Raw genomic sequence first — 19,123 nt, 5'->3', positions numbered from 1 at the left:
TTTATATCTCCTTTAATGATTGATTTTTAATTTGTGCATTTAATCTGTCATTAAAATCTTTTGCAGTATTTGTACCCATCTTATTTAATCGATAATTCATCGCTGCAACTTCAATAATAACAGCTAAGTTACGTCCTGGTCTTACAGGTACAGTTTTCTTTGTAATCTTAGAGTCAAGTATCGTTAAAGTTTCTTCTACTAAACCTACACGATCATACGTTTTATCTTTCGCCCAGAATTCAAGATTGACATTTAACATCAGCCTTTTTTCAGGTAAAACACTACCAGCTCCAAAAAGTGTCATGACATTGATAATACCTAAGCCACGAATTTCAAGCAGATGTTCAATAAGCTTCGGTGCTTTTCCCATTAATACATTTCTTGAAATTTCTTTAATTTCAACATTGTCATCAGCTACCAATCTATGTCCACGTTTAACAAGCTCCAATGCCGTTTCACTTTTCCCTACTCCAGAATCACCAGTGATGAGCACTCCGACGCCATACACATCTACTAATACACCATGAAGACTTGTTTCAGGCGCGAGCTCTCTTTCCAGGAAAGAAGAAATTTTATTGATTAAACTTGTCGTAACATCGCTACTACTTAACAAAGGTGTTCCTTTACGATTACAAGCGTCTACTAGTTCTTCAGGTGCCTCAATATCTCTCGTTAATATAATACAAGGTGTTTCTTTTCTACATAGTTTTTGCATACGTTCTCTTCTTTCTTCTTTACTCAATGTTTCGAAAAACGACATTTCAGTTGTTCCCAATACCTGTATTCTATCTGAAGAATAATGTGAAAAGAATCCTGCCATCTCTAATCCCGGTCTTGATATATTCGTATTGATAATAGGAATTTCTATCGCTACATTCCCTGCAATAATTTCTAAGTCAAACTTCTCAATCAATTCTATACTTGTTATCATTTTAAACCTCCATCATCCAATACTTTCATATTAAATAACTTTACGCAATAATACAATTTAAAACGACAAAGAGACACTGACAAATTCATGTCAATGTCTCTTTATTATTTACTGACGTTCTACATGTCGTTTTAAATATCTTCCAGTATAAGATGCGTTCGATTCCATAATTTGTTCTGGGGTTCCGATGGCAATAATCTTACCACCATTGTCGCCACCTTCAGGTCCTAAATCAATAATATGATCTGCTGTTTTAATCACATCTAAATTATGTTCGATAATCAGGACAGTATCACCATTTTCTACAAGCTTCTCCAATACTTTAAGTAATCTCGCAATATCATCGACATGAAGTCCTGTGGTCGGCTCATCAAGAATATATAAAGTCTTACCGTTACTTCTACGATGTAACTCACTAGCTAGTTTAACACGTTGTGCTTCTCCACCTGATAAAGTTGTAGCGGGTTGTCCCAACTTTACATAACCTAACCCTACATCTACAATCGTTTTTAGTTTACGTTTAATTTTAGGAATATTCTCGAAGAAATGATATGCATCTTCTACTGTCATATCTAATATATCAGCAATATTTTTATCTTTATAGGTAACTTCTAATGTTTCTCGGTTATAGCGTTTTCCGCCACACACTTCACACGGTACATATACATCTGGCAAGAAGTGCATTTCTATCTTGATGATACCATCACCTCTACAAGCCTCACATCTGCCTCCCTTAACATTAAAGCTAAAACGTCCTTTTTGATAACCGCGTAACTTCGCTTCATTGGTTTGACTAAATACGTCGCGTACATCATCAAATAGACCTGTATATGTGGCTGGATTTGATCGTGGCGTTCGTCCTATAGGTGATTGATCAATATCAATAATTTTATCAATATGTTCTATACCTGTCACTGCGTCATGGGGACCTGGTTTTGCTTTTGTTTTATATAATTTTTGAGCAAGTGCTTTATACAACACATCATTAACTAAACTACTTTTACCTGATCCTGATACCCCAGTGACTAATGTCATCATACCTAATGGAATATTGACAGATACACCTTTTAAGTTATTGCTCGTCGCATTTTCAATTGTTATGAAACGACCATCTGGTTTACGACGCGTTTCAGGCATTTCTATTTGTTTTTTTCCACTTAAATATTGTCCTGTTAATGATTTTTTATTTTTCATGACTTGATTCGGTGTACCTTGCGCGACGATTTCACCACCATGTACACCCGCGCCTGGTCCGATATCAATTAAATGATCAGCAGCAAGCATCGTATCTTCATCATGTTCAACAACAATCAATGTATTTCCCATATCTCGCATAGACTTCAATGTATCAATCAGCTTATCGTTATCTCGTTGATGTAATCCGATCGATGGTTCATCTAATACGTACATTACACCTGTTAAACGAGAACCAATTTGCGTTGCTAATCTGATACGCTGAGCTTCTCCACCCGAAAGCGTTCCAGCGGCACGGTTTAATGTTAAATATTCAAGACCAACATTGTTTAAGAAACTCAAGCGTTCAGTAATTTCCTTTAAGATGAGTTTAGAGATTTGCTGCTCTTTCTCAGTTAATTCAATCGAATCATAATATTTCAATGCTTCACCGATTGAAAATTCTACAACTTGTCCGATATGAAGTTCATTAACTTTCACACTCATCGCTTCATTTGAGAGTCGATAGCCATGGCACGTATGACAAGCTTCATCCACCATATATTTACGCATTTGCTCGCGTGTATATTCAGAAGGACTTTCTTTATAACGTCGTTCGATATTATTTAATACACCTTCATACCGCATTACACGTTTACGCTTAACACCATTATCCTGTTTAAATGTAAAAGATATTTCGTCATTATGACCATATAAAATAATATGCTGTTCTTCTTCTGTTAACTTTTCGAAAGGTTTTTTCATACTGATATTAAAATGTTTGCAAGCTTGCTTCAATAAAGTTGGATAGTAGTTGGAACTAATCGGTTCCCATGGTAGAATCGCTCCTTTTTCAAGCGTGAGTGACTTATCCGGAATAACAAGGTCGATATCAACCGATAATTTAGTGCCTAATCCATCACAATCAGGACATGCACCAAACGGTGAATTAAATGAGAACATTCTTGGTTCTAATTTCTCAATAGAAAATCCACAAATCGGACATGCATGATGTTCAGAAAACTTTACCTGTTCACCGCCGATAACATCCACTACGACATTCCCTTCGGCAAGTTTTAAAGCATTCTCTAAAGAGTCTGCAAGTCTTGCTTCAATACCTGGCTTTACCACAAGACGATCGACTACTACATCAATATCGTGATTTTGATTTTTATTTAAATCAATATCTTCTGTAACATCATATACTTCACCATCAACCTGAATACGTGCATAACCTTTTTTAGAAATCTCTTCAATCAATTTCTTATGCGTCCCTTTACGCCCACGAATAACAGGAGCGAAAATCTGGATCTTTGTACGTTCTTCCATGGCCATAACTTTATCTACCATCTGTTGAATTGTTTGTGATTCGATTGCTATGCCATGAATCGGACAATATGGTATTCCGATACGCGCATATAATAATCTCAGATAATCATAAATTTCAGTAACTGTCGCCACAGTACTTCGCGGATTCTTACTTGTCGTTTTCTGATCAATTGATATCGCAGGTGATAATCCTTCTATCACATCGACATCAGGTTTATCCATTTGACCTAAGAACATTCTGGCATAAGCACTTAGTGATTCTACATATCTTCTTTGACCTTCAGCATAAATAGTGTCGAAAGCTAAACTTGATTTACCAGAACCTGAAAGTCCTGTCATCACGACGAGTTTATCGCGAGGTATTTCGATATCTATATTCTTTAAATTATGTGCTCTTGCACCTTTAACTACAATTGATTTATTTTTCATATTGTCACCCTTCAGCTTTAAGCTCAAATAAAATATCTCTCAGCTCAGTTGCACGCTCAAAATCAAGTGCTTTTGCTGCTTCTTTCATTTCATGTTCGACTTTTTCAATCATTACATGACGCTCTTTCACCGTTAATTTTTTCTTTTTCTTATCTTTAGTCGGTAGATCTTCTGCAACATCTGGTGTTGCACTTATAATATCGCGTACTTTTTTATTAATGGTCATCGGTGTGATGCCGTGTTCTGTATTATAACGCTCCTGAATTTCACGACGACGATTGGTCTCATCGATCGCTATCTTCATTGAATCAGTCATTTTATCTGCATACATGATAACTTTCCCTTGATCATTACGTGCAGCACGACCGATAATCTGAATTAAGGAACGGTGACTTCTTAAGAAACCTTCTTTATCCGCATCCAGGATAGCAACGAGAGATACTTCAGGAATATCTAACCCTTCTCTTAATAAGTTAATTCCGACAAGTACATCGAATACACCTAATCTTAGATCACGAATGATTTCTATACGTTCCAAAGTTTTAATCTCAGAATGAAGATAGTTGACCTTAATACCCGCTTCTTTTAAGTAGGTCGTTAAGTCTTCACTCATCTTCTTCGTTAATGTCGTAATTAATACGCGTTCGTTCTTTTCAATACGTTGTCTAATTTCTTCCATTAAGTCATCAATTTGATGTTCAGATTTGCGTACTTCAACAATTGGATCAAGCAATCCGGTTGGTCGAATAATCTGTTCTACCATTTCATCGGTATGTTCAATTTCATAAGGTCCAGGTGTTGCAGAAACATAGACAAACTGATGTCCTTTTGCTTCAAATTCTTCAAATTTAAGCGGTCGGTTATCAAGCGCACTCGGCAATCTGAATCCGTGATCTACCAACACATTTTTACGTGCCTGGTCACCGTTATACATACCCCTAACCTGTGGCAATGTAACGTGACTCTCATCCATCATAATCAACCAATCATCTCCAAAATAATCTAGAAGCGTATAAGGCGTCGCACCTAAAGGACGTAACGTCAAATGCACAGAATAGTTCTCAATGCCTGAACAGAATCCCATCTCACGCATCATCTCTAAATCATAGTTGGTACGTTGTTCAAGACGTTGGGCTTCAAGCAATTTACCTTCTTCTCTAAATTTCTTCAGCTGTTCTTCCAGTTCTTTCTCGATACGTTCGATTGCAATCTGCATCTTTTCTTCACGTGTAACGAAGTGACTGGCTGGGAATAATGTGAAATGCTCACGTTCCTTAAGTACTTCTCCTGTTAAGTAGTTAATTTCGCGAATTCGTTCAATCTCATCTCCAAAGAATTCAACACGTACACATTGCTCGTCACGAGAAGCCGGAAAGATTTCGACGACATCTCCACGCACACGGAATGTACCACGTTTAAAATCGATGTCATTTCGTGCATACTGAATATCAATTAATTTACGTAATAATTGATTGCGTTCAACCTCCATCCCTACACGCATACTTACAACCATATCTTTATATTCTTCGGGATTTCCTAAACCATAGATGCAGCTTACTGAAGCGATGATAATCACATCATCACGTTCAAATAAAGCACTCGTTGCCGAATGGCGTAATTTATCAATCTCGTCGTTAATCGATGCATCTTTCTCGATAAAAGTATCTGTAGACGGAACATACGCTTCAGGTTGGTAATAATCATAATAACTCACGAAATATTCAACACGATTATCAGGGAAAAATTCTTTAAACTCACTATATAATTGACCTGCTAAAGTCTTATTGTGAGCCATAATTAACGTTGGTTTACCAACCTCTTTAATAACATTACTCATTGTAAACGTCTTACCTGTACCTGTCGCACCAAGTAGAGTCTGATGACGTTTACCTTCTTTAATACCTTGTACTATTTTTTTAATCGCTTCTGGCTGATCGCCAGCAGGCTTATAATCTGATTTAATAACAAACGGATGATGTTCCATATGCGCCCTCCTTATCGATAATATTTTACCAAAAAAAAAATAAAAAATACAAACATTTGTTCGGACGATATATTACACAAACTTCACCATAAAAAAAACAGCTCAGAACATAAAATGTTTGAACTGTTAGTCATTTCCCTGATCTAATTTATAAAAATCAACAATTAAATAACCTATAATCAGACTCATCGTATCTAAAAATACGATCATCTGTGAATGAAAAAAACCTTTATATACCGATACGCCAATCACAATAGTAGATAATATCATTCCCGTATATTTATTTCTGACAATCATACTAAATATAACGACCATCAGTGCTGGTAATAATGACGCCAGCCAATACCATATCGTCATAGATCCGACTCTTTTACTTCTAAAATTGAAACCGTTAATTCTTTTAATTCTGAACGTGGAATAAATTTTTCCTGTAACATTTCCGGTAGTATATTTTCAAGAAAATCCTGTACGCAATGTAAGTGGTCAAATTGTATAATTGTGCGTAAGCTCTTTTCATATATTTCAAAGAATAGAGGTTCTGGATTTCTTTTCTGTATCTCTCCAAAAGACTCGTATAGTAAATCAATTTTATCAGCCACTGAAAGGATTTGACCTTCTATCGTTTCATCTTTTCCTTCTTTTAATCGTTCATGATAAATCGCACGATAGCTTTCCGGAAATTCAGAGTCTATAAAACGTGCAATCATTTGTTCTTCCACATCACTGAATAATTGCTTAAGCTCTTTAGAAGCATACTTAACAGGTGTTTTTATATCTCCAGTAAAAATTTCAGGATAATCATGGTTGAGCGCTTTTTCATAGACATTTTTCCAGTTAATCTCAGTGCCATGATATTCTTCAACTGTAGCAAGATACTGAGCAATTTTTGTAACTTTAAAAGAGTGACTTGCTACATTATGCTCCTGATATTTGAACTTACCTGGACAGCGTATAAGCTTTTCTAAGTCAGATAAACTTTTAAAATATTGATGTACACCCACTACAATCACTCCTCTTTATTTTAAATCTGCTATTATTTTTTCTAACTTATTTCTATTGAGTTCACCGATATACGTTTTTAATACTTTACCCTTTCTATCTACAAAAATTGTTGTAGGTATATTGCTAATATTATATTGTTTCATCTGTGTTTCATCTAAAACTAACATTGGATATTTCGCTTTATAATGCATTATAAACGCATCTCGCTTTTTCTTTTTGTCCGAAACATTCATACCGATCAATCCTACATGATTAGGCTTTTCGCTATCAAAAGCAACAAGCTCGGGCATCTCATCATTACATGGACCACACCATGATGCCCAGAAATTAATGATGTTAATATCATGTTTTAATTCATCTCTTAATATTAATTTATTTGACTTTAGATCACTTACCGTAACATTACTAATATTTTGATTGTTGATAGGATGATCATGGGTTGTAACGTGCTTTGTATCTTCTGAAGCTGTATTAAACTGAGATACTTGATAGATACTATATCCCACTAAACTTAAAAATATAAAAAGAAGTATTGCCGTTATTAAATGCTTCATCTTTCCACCTCAATATTTATTATGTCTATCATATCGTAATTAGAAATAAGTTTAAACCTATGTCAACTTAAAAACAAAAAAGAAGGTGAACTATTTTATGTTCACCTTCTTTTTTTTAATAAATATATTGATAGCTTCCTTTTTGATATTTAGAAATCACACGATAAGTCTTAACACCTTGACGAGGATAATTCATTTCTGAAACTAGAATTGATCCATTACCATAAGTTCTTTCAACTACTGCAACATGACCATAATATCCTCTTTGAGATACTAATACCGCGCCTTTAATCGGTGTTCTTCTAACTTTATATCCTGCATAACGTGCTTTATATGCCCAGTTTGCCGCATTGCCCCAATACTTACCAACCGGTCTTCCTAATTGTGCACGACGTTGGTATGCATAATATGCGCAACTTCCCCAGTAATAAGGATTAGAATATCGATAAGAACCAGCCTCAGCTGTTTTAACTTGTGATTGTGGCATAACTTCAGTAAGCTCGGCAGTAGTCAATAACATCATAGTAGTAATAAATGATAAAACGATTTTTTTCATGATTTCTTTTTCCTCCGAATAATATATTTATGTATAAATAATGATTTACTTATCAACAGAAATTATATTACCATAAAGAATGTATCAAGCATTCAATGTTACGGATATGTAATACAAGTGTCATGACCCACGTGATTTTTTACATCATTATTACAAAAGTATGTTCAGTTTGTAATACAATAGTAGAATTATGCTCTAAATATTACTTCTCACGTTAAGATTTCAAATTTTCAAATTAATATTTTTTTATAAGACAAAAATGAAAAATTGAAAAAAACTAAAAAATAAAAACGCATGACATAATAGACATGCGTTTCTATTAAATTCTAAGTTAATAACGATAATATCCTGTAATCGTTCCACTAATGTAATTTACTGCTCGCTGGCCTACCCCAGCTTTTGGATTCAATGCATCAACCATCTGGCCATTGCCAATGTAAACACCGACATGACTTCCATTATTAAAAAATACAAGGTCTCCCGGCTGTGGCTGTAGAACTCTTGTACCGACTGCCATCTGTTCATAAGTTGTTCGTGGAATTGATTTGCCTAAAGCCTTTAAGACCTGTTGCGCAAATGATGAACAATCTACAGCACTATTACTGTTGGCACCATAAACATATGATTTACCTTCAGCAATGCGGTGAGCTATTCGTGCAACTTCACCTTCTATCATATTTAATGATGCTTTTTGAGTTTTTTTATCCGGAAGCGTATTTGATTGTGTACTGTCTTCAGTTAATAATAAATTATTTTCTTCTGATATAAAATTCGATGAATCATTTAATGACTGATTATGTTGAGTATAATATTCGGTTTCAATATTTTGAGCATTCGATTCAGATGAGTTATTATCATCTACTACAACTTGTATTTCATTACTAACAATTTCTTCATTACTAACAATTTCTTCGTTAATATCAGTTTCTTCGTTAATATCAGTTTCTTCGTTGTTTATAGATTCTTTTAATTCTTTTTGATCAATTTCATCGAGTATTCTTGCTGAATCCGGTGAAAGCGCCGGCGTTACATGATGATTTTTACGTTTTTTTTCTTTATATTTTCGATAAGCATCTTCGGAAACAATAAGTTTTTTACCTATTGTCAACTCATTTGAAGATAATCTGTTCCAGAATCTAACTTCAAATGGTGTTATCTTAAATTTCTTCGCGATACTTTGAACTGTATCATCTTTTGTCGCTTTATAATAATCTGATGATATCTTTATTTTCTGTCCTGGAATAAGCTGAGTTTCATTCAAATTGTTTAAATGCTTTAATTCATTGACACTTGAACCATTTTCTTTTGCAATCGTATAAAGTGTATCACCTTGCTTCACATGATAATTACTTGCTTGAGCCTGGGAAGCAACTGTAATAATTGTTGTTAATCCAACAATCGATAAAACTATTCTTTTCATATTGTACAAATGCCCTCCTGTAAGCCCACGTGATTACTTAAAAATAATATAGCATATGTTAGTCTATTCTCAGGCATTTTTACGTACTTGTAATATTATCTTTAAGTTTTCAATAAAATTTTATTATTTTTGTTTCGCTAAATATTTCGCTATATTTTCTGCATCTTTACCTTCAACTAAATTTTTAGGCATCGATCCTTTACCATTCTTTATAATTTCTAAAATTTCCTGTTCAGAATATTTTCCTCCGACCTTTGTTAAGTTCGGTCCGCTTCCACCTTCTAAATCTTTACCATGACAACCAATACAAGAACTATTTGCAAAAGCTTCTCTGCCTGGATCATTTGATGTTGTTTTATCTGTTGTTTTTTCTTCTTCTCCATTTCCACATGCCCCGAGTAGTAATGCTGAAAGTGCAAGTCCTGTAAATAATTTTTTCATAATATTACCCCCATATTTTATGTTACTTTAATTATACCCCAAAAAGAGATAGTGACAAATTATTGTCTCTATCTCTTTTTGCATTGATACTTTTTTTAACTTTTTAAATGCCTATAAATGACTTTTTAAATAAGCATCAATAAATAAATCAAGATCGCCATCCATTACGGCTCCAGTATTGCCAGTTTCAGCATTTGTTCTATGATCTTTCACCATTGAATATGGATGGAATACATATGAACGAATCTGTGAACCCCAGCCAATTTCTTTTTGTTCGCCACGAATAGCAGCGAGCTCAGCTTCTTGTTCTTCAATCTTGCGCTGATATAATTTCGCTTTTAACATTTTCATCGCCTGGTCTCTATTCTTAATTTGAGAACGTTCATTCTGACAAGTTACAACGATTCCAGTTGGGATATGTGTGATTCGAACAGCAGAGTCTGTAGTATTAATGTGCTGTCCACCTGCGCCACTTGCACGATACGTATCGACTTTAATATCTTCTGCCCTAACGTCAATTTCAATATTCTCATTATTTAGTTCCGGTGTTACATCGCATGATACAAATGATGTATGCCGTCTTCCAGAAGAATCAAATGGAGAGATACGAACTAATCGATGAACACCTTTTTCAGCTTTTAAATAACCATAAGCATTATGGCCTTTAATTAAGATTGTGACACTCTTTATTCCAGCCTCATCCCCCGGCAAATAATCAAGCGTCTCCACTTTAAATCCACGTTTATCTGCAAATCGCTGATACATACGTAAGAGCATTTCTCCCCAGTCTTGTGATTCTGTTCCACCAGCACCTGGATGTAACTCTAAAATCGCATTATTTTCATCAAACTCACCGTTCAGTAGCATTTTTAGTTCAAAATCATTTGTGTCATCAGTTAAACTTTGAAGTTGCTGAATCAGCTCCGCTTCACTTTCTTTATCTGATTCTTCCTTCAACATTTCTATTAATACTTCAATGTTTTCATACTTTTCTTCTAATGCATTAAATCTGTTTACAACTTCTTTTAATGCATTATTTTTATTGATAATCTCCTGTGCCTTATCCCCATCATTCCAGAAATCCGGGTCAGCCATCATTTCTTCAAATTCCTGAATGTTCGTCTCTTTTTCTTCTAAGTCAAAGAGACCCCCTAAAGCTATCTATTTTCTCTTTAATATCATTTAAAGTATTGTTAATTTCAAATTGTTCCATTCAGATTACTCTCTTCCGTGACAGTTTTTATACTTTTTACCGCTACCACATGGGCATGGATCGTTACGACCAATATCTGGCTCAGTTTTTGTTTTAGGTTGTTTTTTCACTTTTTCTTTTCCGTCGTTTGCAACCATTGCTTGTCCTACTGCAACTTGTTCACGTTCAACATGTTCATCTTTTTCCACGATAGATTTTAATACATATTTACTCACATCGTCTTCAATATTTTCAAGCATTGCATCAAACATCGTTAATCCTTCATTTTGATATTCACGTAAAGGGTTAATTTGTCCATAACTTCTTAAATGGATACCTGTACGTAACTGATCCATTGTGTCGATATGATCAGTCCATTTCATATCAATTGTACGAAGCAGAATCATACGTTCAAATTCTAAGAATTGTTCGCCTAATTCATCTTGTTGATGTAATAACTGTTTTTCAACAGCTTTCATAACGATTTCATATATTTCATCATTATCTCGTCGATTAATATCATCAATATGAAGTGCGCCTTCAGTTAAATACATATCTTCCACATAATTAATAAATGTTTCGTAGTCATACGTATCTTCTTCGCCAGCAAAGTGGAAGTCAACTGCACGACGTACAGATTGTTCAATCATACTATGTACCATCGCCGAACAATCTTCTGTTTCTAAGATTTCATTACGTTCTTCGTAAATAATTTCACGCTGTTTACGTAATACATCATCATATTCTAATACACGTTTACGGCTATCATAGTTATTACCTTCAACACGTTTTTGTGCGGATTCAACTGCTCTTGATACCATTTTAGATTCAATCGGTGCTTCATCATTCATACCTAACTTTGACATCATTGACTGCATACGTTCTGATCCGAAACGCACCATCAGTTCATCCTGAAGTGAAAGGTAGAATCTTGAGAAACCTGGATCACCTTGACGTCCAGAACGACCACGTAACTGATCATCGATACGACGTGATTCATGACGTTCAGTACCAATAACTGCTAATCCACCTAATTCCTTTACACCTTCACCTAATTTTATATCGGTACCACGACCAGCCATATTGGTAGCAATCGTTACAGCACCTTTTTCACCGGCAAATTGAACAATTTCAGCTTCTCGTTCATGGTTTTTAGCATTTAATACATTATGTCGAATACCACGTTTCTTAAGTAAATCAGAAATATATTCACTCGTTTCAACTGCAACAGTACCAAGTAACACTGGTTGTCCTTTTTTATGACGTTCAATTACTTCATCGACTACAGCATGGAACTTTCCTTTTTCAGAAGCAAAGATTAAGTCGGCTGCATCTACACGGGCAATCGGTTTATTTGTCGGAATTTGTGTCACCGCCATATTATAGATATTCATCAATTCTTCTTCTTCTGTTTTCGCCGTACCTGTCATACCAGACAGTTTATTATACATACGGAAGAAGTTCTGGAATGTAATTGAAGCCATTGTTTTTGATTCGTTTTGAATTTCAACTGCTTCTTTCGCTTCAATTGCCTGATGTACCCCATCAGAGAAACGTCGACCAGGCATCGTACGACCAGTAAACTGATCGACGATAACAATCTCGCCATCCTGTACAACATAATCTACATCTTTCAGCATTGAACGGTTCGCTTTTAAAGCGATATTAATATGATGCATTAAGTTAACGTTCTTAACATCATAAAGGTTATCTACTTTAAACATTTTCTCTGCTTTATCAATACCCTGCTCAGTAAGCTGGATACCTTTTGTCTTTTCGTCATAGTTATAATCTTCTTCATCACGTAACATCTTGACAAAGACATTTGACTGAATATAAAGACTCGTTGATTTTTCAGCCTGACCAGAAATGATTAACGGCGTACGTGCTTCATCGATTAAGATTGAGTCAACCTCATCAATAATAGCGAAGTTTAAAGGACGCATAACACGTTCTTCTTTGTAAGTTACCATATTGTCACGTAAGTAATCGAATCCTAATTCATTATTCGTACTATACGTAATATCTGCATTATATGCAGCACGTTTTTCTTCAGTAGATAAGTGATTTAAGTTAACACCAACAGATAGACCTAAGAAATTATATAACTGAGACATTTCTTCTGCTTGTGTACTTGATAAGTATTCGTTGACAGTCACAACGTGTACGCCACGTCCTGTTAATGCATTTAAATAAACTGGCATTGTAGCAGTTAATGTTTTACCTTCACCCGTTCTCATTTCCGCAATATCTCCACGATGTATTGCAGTACCACCCATAATTTGAACTTTAAATGGACGCATCCCTAAAACACGTGTTGAAGCTTCACGTACAATCGCATAAGCTTCGGGTAAAATATCATCTAAATATTTTTCTTGCTTTCTATAATCTTCAATCTCTTTTAAATCAGCTTGAAATTTCAGTGTTCTATTTTTAAGGTCTTCATCAGTTAATGAAGCAATTTCCTCTGCAAATGATTCTACTTGTTCAGCAATTTTAGTTAACGTTTTAAGTTCCCTTTTATTGCTGTCTAACATCTTTTTAATGAATCCCATTGTGTTCTCTCCTTTTAATACGTATACATACGTCTTCAACTAATAATAATAGCACTTATCATGATTTTATAAAAATGTTTCGTATATTTTTTTCTGTTAATATAATCCATAAAAATTAAATATAAATAAATGATATATAGTTATAGTGAGAAAAAAACTGAAGCGAAAAATCGCTTCAGTTTGATATAATGCTTTAATTTAATTATTGGTTAACTGTTGTTTCGATAAGGCCATATTTACCATCTCTGCGTTTGTAGACGATATTTGTATCGTTTGTTTCGGCATCATTAAAGATGTAGAAATCATGTCCTAAAAGATTCATTTGTAAAACCGCTTCTTCAGCATCCATCGGTTTTAAGTTAAAATGTTTAGAACGGATGATTTCAATTTCATCCTCTTTTTCAGCAGTTACTTCTTCAACTTCCGGTAAACTTGGGAAAACTTCTTTTTCAACACCTTTTTCACGGAATTTACGATTTACTTTTGTTTTGTGTTTGCGTACTTGACGTTCTAATTTTTCAACGATTAGGTCAACAGCTGCATATAAATCATCGTGACGCTCTTCGGCACGTAATGTAACATTTTTAAGAGGAATTGTTACCTCAACTTTAGATTTACCATCTTGATAAGTTTTAATCTTTACGTGTGCATTCGCATCCGGCACGTTTGTAAAGTATCTTTCAAGTTTGCTTAATTTCTCTTCGATGTAATTTCTGATCGCGTCTGTTACTGAGATATTATCTCCATGGATTTCATATCTAATCATAATGAATCGCTCCTTTGAAACTATTCTTGTTGTTTCTTCCTACTTATATTTTACCAAATATTCAGGCTCTTGCAAACGCTAGCACTTTGATTTCATAATATTTATAGGGTAAAAATACACTATGTGCATGGCTGATTGTCAAACCTGTGGTATAAATATCATCAACTAATAAGATTCGTGAATTATCTTTAATAGGATAATTTAATCGAAAAGGATTTTCTTGAAGCATTCGTTCAGTTTTACTAAGATTCATTTGTTTCTCACGAAATTCTGTCTCAATAATCTGATGATATGGTACTTTAACATATTTCATAATTTCTGTTATATGATTGAATCCTCTCACCTTTAGACGTTCTTCTGATATAGGTAGTGGGATAATATAATCAAACTGTCTGAAATATCTTCGATTAAATTTGGTATTTATACACTGTGCAAATGCTTGTGCAAGAAGAATATCTCCGTTCGATTTATACTGATGTATAAGATTCGCTACTATTTCATTATAATCACACACATAGTCGACTTCATTTACAAATCCAAAATGCTTCTCAATAAACATACAGTCCAGACAGTTATCTTCTCCTTCTTCAAGCTTTTTCTTGCATATTGGACAACGTTTACATTCCTTTATCATTAACATTTTTTCCATACAGCTTTGACAGACAACATTAAGCTCCGAAAATAGATTGTCAATCGTCAACGGATTGGTTATTATTTCATGACAAATAATACATTGATTATGATACATGAGCACCCCTCTTATTCATTTGTCTTATATCTCTAACTGCTGCTATCATCGATAAACTAATGCCATCATGAAAGAAGATGACTTCTCCATTACGTTCATCACCTTTTCTATCTACCCTACCTGCAATTTGAATTAAACTGTCACTTCGAAATAGATGACTATTCATAACCCAGACACTTAATCCATGCATCGTAAACCCTCGTTCCAGTATCGTCGTCGTAAAAACAAATTGATAGCTTGCATTTCTAATTGCTTCAATTTTCTCGTGACGTTCATCATCACCTGAATATACACATACAGTCTTTGTTTGTATATTTTTATTTAAAGAACGAAAAGTCTGTTCCATTAATCGTATATCATGGAAGAAGATTAAGATGATTTCATCTGTTTCCACATTTCTTAACATGTAATCTAATTTTTTGCGTACTGAACCATGACTTAAATATTTAAACTGGGGTATAGGTAATGGTCTTTTGTGATGTCTCAACGGTAAATACACAATATTTCCTTTACAAGCGCGAATAATATTTTTTGGAGGTGTCGCTGATAAATACACAAATATACCCTTTGGCGTTAATGCTCTTTCTAATAATTTCATCAATCTAGGATCATGTTGTGCTGGAAATGCATCAATTTCATCAACAATAATCAAATCGAAGTGTGATGTAAAATACATTAACTGATGAATCGTGCTGATAATAAGGTATGGCTGTGTCATTTCAGAATGTCCCGCATAAAGCGTACTGATATTCTCCGTCTTTAAATACATGTTAAGTCGCAATGATAATTCTTTTACAACATCTGTACGCGGAGAAACAACAGCAACATTTCCTCCTTCCCCTCTAACTTTCACTATACCTTCAAGTATCATCTCAGTTTTACCAGCACCGGTTACTGCATATAACAAACAAGATTTCTGAAGTGTTATTTGTTCTTTAATAAATTGAGAAGCATTTCGCTGCTGTTCAGTGAGCTTAAACGGTAAATCAATCTTTATTTGTTCAATATTTTGTGGTAGTTCGTAATGATGAATAAATAACTTGGAATTTATATTTTGTGAGATACAGTTTCTACAGTAATATATATATTCTTTAAAACCTTGATGAAAATAATGATGGAATAATTTTTTATTTTCATTCAAACAAAAATTACACTTTATATTTCTTTCTATTTCAATTGCCGGAATCTCTGACTTCTGTTCTGAAACAAATATCCTCATTATTTCCTCCATAAAAAAAAGCACACAAATAAATGTGTGCCGGTAATATAAAATATAAGACGATAATGTTATAAAATATTAAACTTATGATTCGTAAATCCGAGACCGATCGACTTTTCACCAAGATGCGTACCTATAACAGGGCCAAAATAACTTTTAATAAAATCTACATGTGGAAATTCTGCTTTTAAATCGGCGATTATTGCATCTGCTTCTTCTTCAGCATTGGCGTGAATTAATACAGCCGTTACATGTTCGTAATCTTTAATTTCCTGTGCAAACAAATCTTTAATCTGCTTAAGTGCTTTCTTTTTTGTACGCACTTTATCAAATGGTACAATTTTAGTATCTTCAAAATGAAGTATCGGCTTAACTTGTAGCATACTGCCTATTAATGCCTGAGCACCTGTAAGTCGCCCACCTTTATGCAGATTTTTTAAATCATCAACAATAAAATATGCATTTGTATGTTGCTTCATTACTTCTAATTCAGCAATAATCGCTTCAGGACTAAGTTTATCTTTAAGTTCTGATGCACGTAGAACATAAAAGCCCATTGCCATCGCTGCAATTTCTGAATCAAACGCATGAAGATTAATACCATCAACCATCGATCCAGCTGTTATGGCATTTTGATAAGTACCACTTATACCACTAGATAGATGTATTGCAATACAATCAGTAAAACCTTCTGCTTTCAATTCCTCTAAAAGAGCGACATACGCACCTGTTGTCGGTTGACTTGTCGTTGGCAATTCTTTTTCAGTACGCATTCTTTCATAGAAAGTTTGCGCATCATACTTTTCTTCTAAATATATTTCATCCTTAAAGATAACATTCAGTGAAATGATACGAATATCCTCTGACTTTAGGATAGATTTAGGAATATATGCAGTTGAATCTGTAATAATAGCTGTTTTCATAAAATACCTCCGTCCCAATACATCCCAATATATATTTTATACCGTTTATTACTAAAAATAAAGTAATACAAATAGTATAATAATATTTTGATGACTCTGTTAAAATGATACTACAAATAATTCAACAGTTATGAGGGATAATATGCAAAATTATATCACGATTAAAAAAGATATCGTAAATGAAGAGATTATTAATAAATCACGTTTTATCACCTATCTTTACAAGATTGAAAATGAAGATGAAGCGAAAGAAAAAATTGCAGAAATCAAGAAAAAACATAAAGACGCTAATCACAATTGTTCAGCTTATACGATTGGCGATCAGCACCAGATCCAGAAGGCAAATGATGATGGTGAACCGAGTGGAACAGCAGGCGTTCCGATGCTTGAGGCATTAAAGAAAAATGATGTACATAACACACTAGCTATAGTCACCCGTTATTTTGGAGGTGTTAAATTAGGTACAGGCGGGCTTATTCGTGCTTATCAAGGTGGTGTTGTTGAAGGCATAAAAGTTGCCGGAAAAGTGATTATAAAGAACGGTTTAAAGTATCACGTTATTCTGAGTTATGAGAATACCGGTAAATTTGAGCATCAAATAGCAAGCGAGCCATATGTTATTCTCGATACGAACTATACCGATAAAGTTACTTATGTTGTGCAGATCACTGCTGAGGATAAAGAACAGTTTGAGCAGTTTATTATTGAAACAACACAAGGTTCAGCAAATTTCTCTATTGAAGAAGAAATCATGCTCCCATTTGATCTATAAATCAACAAAGAAAAGAGGAACAATAAAATTTGTCCCTCTTTTCTTTGTATAATTTTTTTGATTTACTAATTATTACTTATCATTTTAGTAATCGACGAATTGTCTTTACCATCGGTTTATGATCATCATCGATTAAACCGGTAAGTTCTACGATTAATTCAATCGTTATAATAATAAGTGTAACAATTAAAATTGCTCCAATTCGGGTAGAAAGATAGAGAATTATTGATGCTATACTAAACAATATGGCAATTGAATAAATTAAAATGACCGTTTGAGCATGTGTATAGCCTAAGCCGAGCAATTTATGATGTAAATGAGATTTATCTGCCTGCATAATGGGTTTACCTTGACGATATCTTCTTATCATAGCAAAACTCATATCAATAAATGGAACCGCTAATATAATAATCGGAAAGAACAGCGAGATTAAAGTGATGTTCTTAAACCCAAGTAAACTTAATACACCTATTATGAATCCTAGCATTAACGCGCCGTTGTCCCCCAGAAAAATCTTTGCTGGATAAAAATTATATCTTAAAAATCCTATTAATGAACCTATTAATACACTGCATATCATCATAATAAAAATATTTTGTTGTAGTATCGCAATAAAACCTATCGTTCCTAAAGCAATCATCGACACGCCCGCAGCAAGACCGTCTAATCCATCGACTAAATTGATTGCATTTGTAACAGCTACAATCCAGAGAATCGTCATCGGTATACTTAAATATCCGAATTCTATAACGACACCAAAAGGTAATGTTATGAGATCGAGCGTAATTCCATGCAAAACAACGATTAGCGCAACACCTATTTGACCAATTAATTTAACAATCGCTGATAAATCAAACAAATCATCAATGATGCCAAGGATATTAATCAATACTGCACCAATAATAATTGGTTTAATTTCAGGTTCAACAGGATGTCCTATCCAGATTCCAATAAGAAAAGAAATTAGAATGACTACGCCACCCAATACTGAAATTGGCTTTGTATGTACTTTACGAAAATTAGGCTTATCTAGTGCACCAACAACATGTGAAAATTTGATAATAACCGGTGTCAGAATAAACGAAATTGTAATTGTTATCATTATTAATTTTAATGTAAACATAAGCCA

17 protein-coding genes are annotated in these 19,123 nt (G+C 34.1%); 1 reads left to right on the top strand and 16 read right to left on the bottom strand.

Going from position 1 to position 19,123, the window contains the following annotated elements; all coding sequences use genetic code 11:
- Position 1: 1 nt before the first annotated feature.
- The 15 genes from hprK to fakB1 form a co-directional block, all read right to left on the bottom strand.
- Positions 2 to 931 (bottom strand): HPr(Ser) kinase/phosphatase, encoded by a 930-nt coding sequence (gene hprK / locus BHX94_RS07395; protein ID WP_111745543.1) that lies wholly within the window; start codon positions 929 to 931, stop codon positions 2 to 4.
- Positions 932 to 1,039: 108 nt separating this feature from the next.
- Positions 1,040 to 3,862 (bottom strand): excinuclease ABC subunit UvrA, encoded by a 2,823-nt coding sequence (gene uvrA / locus BHX94_RS07390; protein WP_111745542.1) that lies wholly within the window; start codon positions 3,860 to 3,862, stop codon positions 1,040 to 1,042.
- A 4-nt stretch (positions 3,863 to 3,866) separates the two neighbouring features.
- Positions 3,867 to 5,846, bottom strand: coding sequence for an excinuclease ABC subunit UvrB (gene uvrB, locus BHX94_RS07385; protein WP_111745541.1), 1,980 nt, complete (start codon positions 5,844 to 5,846; stop codon positions 3,867 to 3,869).
- A 126-nt stretch (positions 5,847 to 5,972) separates the two neighbouring features.
- Positions 5,973 to 6,203 carry a CsbA family protein gene (locus tag BHX94_RS07380; protein ID WP_111745540.1) on the bottom strand — a complete coding sequence of 77 codons (231 nt, stop codon included), beginning with the start codon at positions 6,201 to 6,203 and terminating at the stop codon, positions 5,973 to 5,975.
- Complete coding sequence (locus BHX94_RS07375; RefSeq protein WP_096077093.1) at positions 6,200 to 6,847, bottom strand: YfbR-like 5'-deoxynucleotidase; 648 nt, start codon at positions 6,845 to 6,847, stop codon at positions 6,200 to 6,202. Before BHX94_RS07375 ends, BHX94_RS07380 begins: the two co-directional genes overlap by 4 nt.
- A gap of 15 nt (positions 6,848 to 6,862) precedes the next feature.
- Complete coding sequence (locus tag BHX94_RS07370; protein ID WP_111745539.1) at positions 6,863 to 7,402, bottom strand: TlpA family protein disulfide reductase; 540 nt, start codon at positions 7,400 to 7,402, stop codon at positions 6,863 to 6,865.
- Between the two features lie 115 nt (positions 7,403 to 7,517).
- Positions 7,518 to 7,958, bottom strand: coding sequence for a CHAP domain-containing protein (locus BHX94_RS07365; protein WP_111745538.1), 441 nt, complete (start codon positions 7,956 to 7,958; stop codon positions 7,518 to 7,520).
- Between the two features lie 331 nt (positions 7,959 to 8,289).
- A complete protein-coding gene (locus tag BHX94_RS07360) occupies positions 8,290 to 9,378 on the bottom strand; it encodes a LysM peptidoglycan-binding domain-containing protein (protein ID WP_111745537.1) in 1,089 nt (362 codons plus the stop codon).
- 123 nt (positions 9,379 to 9,501) lie between these two features.
- Positions 9,502 to 9,819: a cytochrome c551 gene (cccB, locus tag BHX94_RS07355; protein ID WP_111745536.1), complete on the bottom strand. Its 318-nt coding sequence runs from the start codon at positions 9,817 to 9,819 to the stop codon at positions 9,502 to 9,504.
- A 111-nt stretch (positions 9,820 to 9,930) separates the two neighbouring features.
- A protein-coding gene (gene prfB / locus BHX94_RS07350; RefSeq protein WP_379875144.1) for a peptide chain release factor 2 occupies positions 9,931 to 11,032 on the bottom strand; the annotation gives its coding sequence in 2 pieces (ribosomal slippage) (positions 9,931 to 10,968 and positions 10,970 to 11,032; 1,101 coding nt in all).
- Between the two features lie 5 nt (positions 11,033 to 11,037).
- Positions 11,038 to 13,566: a preprotein translocase subunit SecA gene (secA, locus tag BHX94_RS07345; RefSeq protein WP_111745534.1), complete on the bottom strand. Its 2,529-nt coding sequence runs from the start codon at positions 13,564 to 13,566 to the stop codon at positions 11,038 to 11,040.
- A 202-nt stretch (positions 13,567 to 13,768) separates the two neighbouring features.
- Positions 13,769 to 14,332: a ribosome hibernation-promoting factor, HPF/YfiA family gene (hpf, locus tag BHX94_RS07340; RefSeq protein WP_111745533.1), complete on the bottom strand. Its 564-nt coding sequence runs from the start codon at positions 14,330 to 14,332 to the stop codon at positions 13,769 to 13,771.
- A gap of 61 nt (positions 14,333 to 14,393) precedes the next feature.
- Positions 14,394 to 14,966 carry a ComF family protein gene (locus BHX94_RS07335; RefSeq protein ID WP_146606911.1) on the bottom strand — a complete coding sequence of 191 codons (573 nt, stop codon included), beginning with the start codon at positions 14,964 to 14,966 and terminating at the stop codon, positions 14,394 to 14,396.
- A gap of 103 nt (positions 14,967 to 15,069) precedes the next feature.
- On the bottom strand, positions 15,070 to 16,299 hold the full coding sequence (locus BHX94_RS07330; protein WP_170120794.1) for a DEAD/DEAH box helicase: 1,230 nt from the start codon (positions 16,297 to 16,299) through the stop codon (positions 15,070 to 15,072).
- Between the two features lie 68 nt (positions 16,300 to 16,367).
- Positions 16,368 to 17,222: a fatty acid kinase binding subunit FakB1 gene (gene fakB1 / locus BHX94_RS07325; RefSeq protein ID WP_111745530.1), complete on the bottom strand. Its 855-nt coding sequence runs from the start codon at positions 17,220 to 17,222 to the stop codon at positions 16,368 to 16,370.
- 142 nt (positions 17,223 to 17,364) lie between these two features.
- Between fakB1 and BHX94_RS07320 the strand changes: the two genes are divergently transcribed.
- Positions 17,365 to 17,994: a YigZ family protein gene (locus BHX94_RS07320; protein ID WP_111745529.1), complete on the top strand. Its 630-nt coding sequence runs from the start codon at positions 17,365 to 17,367 to the stop codon at positions 17,992 to 17,994.
- Positions 17,995 to 18,073: 79 nt separating this feature from the next.
- On the opposite strand, the gene BHX94_RS07315 is transcribed toward BHX94_RS07320, so the two are convergent.
- On the bottom strand, positions 18,074 to 19,117 hold the full coding sequence (locus tag BHX94_RS07315; protein ID WP_111745528.1) for a glycosyltransferase family 4 protein: 1,044 nt from the start codon (positions 19,115 to 19,117) through the stop codon (positions 18,074 to 18,076).
- Positions 19,118 to 19,123: the final 6 nt, after the last annotated feature.

The organism is Macrococcoides bohemicum (genome assembly GCF_003259675.1).
Lineage (GTDB): Bacteria > Bacillota > Bacilli > Staphylococcales > Staphylococcaceae > Macrococcoides > Macrococcoides bohemicum.
The sequence above is the reverse complement of the archived record's forward strand: the minus strand, read 5'-3'. Positions and strand labels throughout refer to the sequence as shown.

What these genes read in the sequence shown, in the direction of transcription:
- hprK (WP_111745543.1), bottom strand. Translation starts at nt 931, where the DNA reads ATGATAACAAGTATAGAATTGATTGAGAAGTTTGACTTAGAAATTATT.
- uvrA (WP_111745542.1), bottom strand. Translation starts at nt 3,862, where the DNA reads ATGAAAAATAAATCAATTGTAGTTAAAGGTGCAAGAGCACATAATTTA.
- uvrB (WP_111745541.1), bottom strand. Translation starts at nt 5,846, where the DNA reads ATGGAACATCATCCGTTTGTTATTAAATCAGATTATAAGCCTGCTGGC.
- BHX94_RS07380 (WP_111745540.1), bottom strand. Translation starts at nt 6,203, where the DNA reads ATGACGATATGGTATTGGCTGGCGTCATTATTACCAGCACTGATGGTC.
- BHX94_RS07370 (WP_111745539.1), bottom strand. Translation starts at nt 7,402, where the DNA reads ATGAAGCATTTAATAACGGCAATACTTCTTTTTATATTTTTAAGTTTA.
- BHX94_RS07365 (WP_111745538.1), bottom strand. Translation starts at nt 7,958, where the DNA reads ATGAAAAAAATCGTTTTATCATTTATTACTACTATGATGTTATTGACT.
- BHX94_RS07360 (WP_111745537.1), bottom strand. Translation starts at nt 9,378, where the DNA reads ATGAAAAGAATAGTTTTATCGATTGTTGGATTAACAACAATTATTACA.
- cccB (WP_111745536.1), bottom strand. Translation starts at nt 9,819, where the DNA reads ATGAAAAAATTATTTACAGGACTTGCACTTTCAGCATTACTACTCGGG.
- secA (WP_111745534.1), bottom strand. Translation starts at nt 13,566, where the DNA reads ATGGGATTCATTAAAAAGATGTTAGACAGCAATAAAAGGGAACTTAAA.
- hpf (WP_111745533.1), bottom strand. Translation starts at nt 14,332, where the DNA reads ATGATTAGATATGAAATCCATGGAGATAATATCTCAGTAACAGACGCG.
- BHX94_RS07335 (WP_146606911.1), bottom strand. Translation starts at nt 14,966, where the DNA reads ATGATAAAGGAATGTAAACGTTGTCCAATATGCAAGAAAAAGCTTGAA.
- BHX94_RS07330 (WP_170120794.1), bottom strand. Translation starts at nt 16,299, where the DNA reads ATGAGGATATTTGTTTCAGAACAGAAGTCAGAGATTCCGGCAATTGAA.
- fakB1 (WP_111745530.1), bottom strand. Translation starts at nt 17,222, where the DNA reads ATGAAAACAGCTATTATTACAGATTCAACTGCATATATTCCTAAATCT.
- BHX94_RS07320 (WP_111745529.1), top strand. Translation starts at nt 17,365, where the DNA reads ATGCAAAATTATATCACGATTAAAAAAGATATCGTAAATGAAGAGATT.
- BHX94_RS07315 (WP_111745528.1), bottom strand. Translation starts at nt 19,117, where the DNA reads ATGTTTACATTAAAATTAATAATGATAACAATTACAATTTCGTTTATT.